Origin of the sequence: Streptococcus orisratti DSM 15617 (assembly GCF_000380105.1) — a bacterium.
GTDB lineage: Bacteria > Bacillota > Bacilli > Lactobacillales > Streptococcaceae > Streptococcus > Streptococcus orisratti.
Map to the genome: position 1 here is coordinate 1 of NZ_KB904517.1, position 5,090 is coordinate 5,090.

Below are 5,090 nucleotides of genomic sequence, written 5' to 3' on the forward strand. Positions count from 1 at the left end.
GCTTCTATCTATCGTTACCTTGAAAAAGGATACCTCTCATCAAAACCTATTGATTTCCCCCGTGTCGTGAAATTCAGAAAACGGAGAACAAGAGAGCTTCCTCCTATTCCTAAAACTGCGAAAGAAGGACGGGAACTAGAATTTACTTTGAGAATTTCCCCTTATTTTTATATATTTATCAACCAGTTAAACAAAGAGACCATCGTTTTAGGACTACGTACTCAGAAATCATACAATGAAAGACAAACTCTTCCAAACTGGATTTGATTATGTTTATCTGATAGAGCCTATCAGGCTTTCTTCTATACCTCATCATAGATTGTTCTTTGATTTCATAGTAAGAAAGAGCACGGACTTCTTCTGTATCATATAAGAGCAACAAGTCCAAGACGAGTTTCAGTTGCCAGAGCAAAAAATCCCTTTTTCTGTTACTTAGTCACTAAGCTATTAGTTTAAATTAATCTTCAAAATCATACAGAACTGTTGATAGGTAACGTTCACCATTATCAGGGAGCAATGTAAGAACTTTTTTACCTGTTCCAAGTTCCTTAGCTACCTGAACAGCAGCGTAGATAGCAGCACCAGATGAGATTCCAGCCAGGAAGCCTTCTTGTCCACCAAGATTACGAGCTGTCAAGATAGCATCATCTGACGGCACGCGAACAACACCATCATAGGCATTTGTATCTAAGGTATCAGGAATGAATCCCGTTGAAATCCCTTGAATTTTGTGTGGTCCAGGAGTATCCCCGTTAAGAACGGCAGATTCGTCAGCTTCAATACCATAGACTTTGATGTTTGGATTAGCTTTTTTCAAAGCGTGGGAGACCCCAGAAATAGTTCCTCCAGTTCCAATTCCAGCAACAAAAGCGTCTAAACCATCAGTACCAAAAACGTCCAAGATTTCTTGACCAGTAGTTTCTTCGTGAACTTTAGGATTTGATGGGTTTGCAAATTGAAGAGGAACCCAACCATTACGCTCTTTAGCAATTTCTTGTGCTTTAGCAATAGCACCTTTCATTCCCTCACTACCTGGGTTGAGAACTAATTCTGCCCCATAAGCTTGAATGATTTTACGACGTTCAATACTCATCGTATCAGGCATGACGATAACCACTTTGTAACCTTTTGCAGCTCCGACCCAAGCCAAACCAATCCCTGTATTCCCAGAAGTAGGTTCTACAATAGTGTCACCTGGCTTAATGATTCCTGCTTTTTCAGCATCTTCAATCATTGCAAGGGCGATGCGGTCTTTAACAGACGAACCTGGATTGAAGGCTTCGAGTTTAACATAGATGTCCGCTGCTCCCTCAGGGACGATGTTGTTAAGCTTCACAATTGGAGTTTTTCCAATGAGTTCAGTAATAGAATTGTAAATAGTCGCCATAATGTTATACCTCAAATTACTTTTATGGCTACAAGTATAACGGGAATCCAGTCATCTGTAAAATACTAATTTTTTATCATTGCGATAAAGAAAAGCTATCACAAGGTAACTTCAACGAGTTTCATATCAATTTTTTCGTAAACCACTTTTCCATTGAAGAAATCAACTAACCGATTTAAAATTATCTCGATTTTTTCAGGATCAATGTAAATGTTCGTTAAGATATTTTCTAGAAACTCAGTCTCAAATTCTTTAAGGTTATTTTCCGACAAAAAATTTGAAAAGGACTGATACTGTTGATAGGTTAGCGTAATTCGTATTCCTTGCAACTCTTTAACTTCAACAATTCCGACCTCTTTACAAGCATTGGCGACACTACCGGAATAGGCACGTATAAGTCCACCCGTACCTAGCTTAATTCCTCCAAAATATCGAGTCACCACCGCAACAACATTGGTTACGTCCAACTTTTCCAAGACATTTAACATTGGAATCCCTGCAGTTCCGCTAGGTTCACCATCATCACTAGAGCGTTTGATTTCGGAATTTTCACCAATAATCATAGCAGAGCAGGAATGATTGGCTTTATAATGCTCCTTTTTAATTTGAGCAATAAAGTCACGTCCTTCTTCTTCCGATTCAACTCGTTTAAGATAACAGAGAAAACGTGATTTTTTTATTTCTTCTTCGGCGACACCGTCTGTTTTGATAGTTTTATAAGTCATAAGAAAATTTTACAAGATTTTTGATATTTTGGCAAAATAATTCGAATTAAAAGATGATGAGTGAATTAGACAATTATTATGGCCGCTTATTTATTGAGGAGCAGGTTCCAGAGAAATTTAGAACACACGCAAATTATTTTCCAGCAATGACGGAAACTCTAGGAGAATATTACTGTAACCGTTGCGGAAATAATGTTTCCAAGGAAGCAATCCTACAAACTGGTCAATACTACTGTAGGGAATGTTTGATTTTTGGTAGAAATACTAGTCGATCTCAACTTTATCATTTTCCACAAAAAGTTTTTCCTCCTACCAATAGTCTTATATGGAAAGGGGAATTAACTCCCTACCAACAAGAAGTCTCTGATGGGTTGCTTTCAGGGCTTTCCCTTAAGGAAAACCTCCTAGTTCATGCTGTAACAGGTGCAGGAAAAACTGAGATGATTTATCAAGTAACAGCCAAAGTTATTGATGATGGTGGCTGTGTTTGTCTCGCAAGTCCTCGAATTGACGTCTGCATAGAACTTTATAAGCGTTTGACACATGACTTTTCCTGTCCTATAACCCTAATGCACGGCGAATCAGACCCTTATCAGAGAGCACCTCTGATTATCGCAACAACACACCAACTCCTCAAGTTTCGGCACGCATTTGACCTACTAATTGTTGATGAAGTCGATGCGTTTCCCTTTGTGGATAACAATACGCTCTATTACGCCGTCGAAAACTGTGTGAAAGAAGATGGAGTAAAGATTTTTCTGACAGCCACTTCAACAGACGAACTTGATAAGAAAGTCAAGAGAGGTGAATTGAAAAAACTACATCTTGCCCGCCGTTTTCATGCAAATCCCTTGGTAATTCCGAAAATGGTCTGGCTAGGAAGGGTTCCAAAAGAGATGAAAAAAGGAAAACTTCCTGTAAAATTAGTCAACTTAATAAAAAAACAAAGGCTGACAAATTTTCCTCTTTTACTCTTTTTTCCCGATATTGAACAAGGGAAAATTTTTACCAAAATTCTGCACAGCTATTTTCCAGAAGAAAAGATAGATTTTGTATCAAGTCAAACTACTAATCGATTACAGATTGTAGATGCATTTCGCAATAATCAGCTTACTATCCTTGTGTCAACAACAATTTTAGAGCGAGGAGTCACTTTTCCATGTGTTGACGTCTTTGTCGTATCAGCAAATCATCGACTTTACAGCAAGAGTGCTCTTGTACAAATTTCTGGTCGAGTCGGAAGAGCAAAAGAGCGACCGACAGGAGAACTGCTTTTTCTTCATGATGGCAAAACTAAGGCGATGGCGAGAGCCATCCGAGAAATAAAAGAAATGAACACCAAAGGAGGATTTTCGTGATTTGCCTATTATGCAGTCAGCACTTTAATTCAAAAGAGAAATTTAGTAATCTTTTCTTTTTGAGGAAAAGTAGCAAAGCAATATGCACCGATTGTCAAAGGAGGTTTGAAAGAATTGGTAGCAAACATTGTCCAACGTGTTTTCGCCCAAACATTGATAAAATTTGTCTAGATTGTCAGACTTGGCAAGAAAAAGGCCATAGGGTCAACCATTGTGCACTTTACGGCTATAATGAGGCTATGAAAGATTATTTTTCAAAATATAAGTTTCAAGGTGACATGCTACTTTCCAAAGTTTTCGCCAAGCAAGTAAAAAAAGCTTTAAACTCTTATAAGGGATATACAATTATTCCAGTGCCAGTTTCAAAGGAAAGATATCGGGAAAGACAATTTAATCAGGTGAGTGCATTACTTGACGCAGCAGGTATTTCTTATATCAACTTATTAGAAAGAAAAGATGCTGACAAGCAATCTAGCAAAAGCCGCCAAGAACGACTTACCGCTAAGAATCTGTTTTATATTAACACGGATCACAATTTACCAGAAAAAGTTCTCATAGTTGATGATATCTACACAACGGGTGCTACCCTTCAGCATATCGTTTCACTTTTCAGTAAACATGGAAAGGATGATGTTAAAACTTTTTCAATTGCACGGTAAAAACTTGCAAATTTTCATGAAAGCGATATAATATAAGTGTAAAGAAAGCGCTTAAGCGCAAGAAAGAGGTATTTTATGATTAAATATAGTATCCGTGGCGAAAACATTGAAGTGACAGATGCAATCCGTAGCTATGTCGATTCAAAACTTGGAAAAATTCAGAAGTACTTCCATGTTGAACAAGAGTTGGATGCGCGTGTTAATCTTAAAGTCTATAAGGAAAAAACCGCAAAAGTTGAAGTGACAATTCCTCTTGGAGCAGTTACTTTGAGGGCTGAGGATATCTCACAGGACATGTATGGCTCAATTGATTTAGTTGTTGATAAAATTGAACGTCAAATTCGGAAGAATAAAACAAAAATTGCAAAGAAGAATCGTGAAAAAACCTCTGCAGGACAAGTCTTCACTAGCGAGTTTGAAGCAGAAGTAATAGAAGAAACCCCAGCGCGCAAGATCGTTCGAACCAAAAATGTTAGCTTGAAACCGATGGATGTGGAAGAAGCGCTTTTGCAAATGGATCTTCTAGGTCATGATTTCTTCATCTATACAGATGCTGAAGACGGAACAACAAATGTCATTTATCGTCGTGAAGATGGTGATTTAGGACTTATTGAAGCGAAATAGATTGTAATATTTTAAATAGAGGCTTCATAATTCTGTAGCGTTAAAATTGTTGCAGAATTATGGAGCCTTTTTGCATATAGAGCTAGATAAGCCTTATTAGCCAACCTCTTCATTTTTATTATTCTCCCGCGTTGTAAAATGAAGTGCAACAAAAAAGACATGCTCGTCTGATATACTAGAATTCCCCAACTCAGTATAGAAAGCAGATGAACATGTCCACTAATCATTCTACCAAAAAATCGTTATACTCACACCTTTCAGCCTCTGAACGCGGAGAAATCAGCGCCTATCTCAAGATGGGCAAGAACCCCTCTGAGATTGCTCGTCTGCTTGGGCG

6 protein-coding genes and 1 pseudogene are annotated in these 5,090 nt (G+C 38.0%); 5 read left to right on the forward strand and 2 right to left on the reverse strand.

Translation table 11 applies throughout. The features are described 5' to 3' along the window. Positions 1–141, forward strand: a pseudogene (locus tag A3I7_RS14230) (IS30 family transposase); the annotation flags it as partial. Positions 142–457: 316 nt separating this feature from the next. On the opposite strand, the gene cysK reads toward A3I7_RS14230, so the two are convergent. Both cysK and A3I7_RS0111230 read right to left on the reverse strand, forming a co-directional pair. Next, on the reverse strand, positions 458–1,387 hold the full coding sequence (gene cysK, locus A3I7_RS0111225) for a cysteine synthase A (RefSeq protein ID WP_018376842.1): 930 nt from the start codon (positions 1,385–1,387) through the stop codon (positions 458–460). Positions 1,388–1,485: 98 nt separating this feature from the next. Next, positions 1,486–2,112 carry a YigZ family protein gene (locus A3I7_RS0111230; protein ID WP_018376843.1) on the reverse strand — a complete coding sequence of 209 codons (627 nt, stop codon included), beginning with the start codon at positions 2,110–2,112 and terminating at the stop codon, positions 1,486–1,488. Positions 2,113–2,168: 56 nt separating this feature from the next. Between A3I7_RS0111230 and A3I7_RS0111235 the strand changes: the two genes are divergently transcribed. The 4 genes from A3I7_RS0111235 to A3I7_RS14235 all read left to right on the forward strand — a co-directional run. Next, positions 2,169–3,470, forward strand: coding sequence for an ATP-dependent helicase ComFA (locus A3I7_RS0111235; protein ID WP_018376844.1), 1,302 nt, complete (start codon positions 2,169–2,171; stop codon positions 3,468–3,470). After that, positions 3,467–4,129 (forward strand): ComF family protein, encoded by a 663-nt coding sequence (locus A3I7_RS0111240; RefSeq protein ID WP_018376845.1) that lies wholly within the window; start codon positions 3,467–3,469, stop codon positions 4,127–4,129. The genes A3I7_RS0111235 and A3I7_RS0111240 overlap by 4 nt, the downstream gene beginning before the upstream one ends. Positions 4,130–4,204: 75 nt before the next feature. Next, positions 4,205–4,753 carry a ribosome hibernation-promoting factor, HPF/YfiA family gene (gene hpf / locus A3I7_RS0111245; RefSeq protein WP_018376846.1) on the forward strand — a complete coding sequence of 183 codons (549 nt, stop codon included), beginning with the start codon at positions 4,205–4,207 and terminating at the stop codon, positions 4,751–4,753. Positions 4,754–4,965: 212 nt separating this feature from the next. Continuing rightward, the coding region (locus A3I7_RS14235; RefSeq protein WP_018375373.1) for a helix-turn-helix domain-containing protein at positions 4,966–5,090 on the forward strand (125 nt) is incomplete at its 3' end.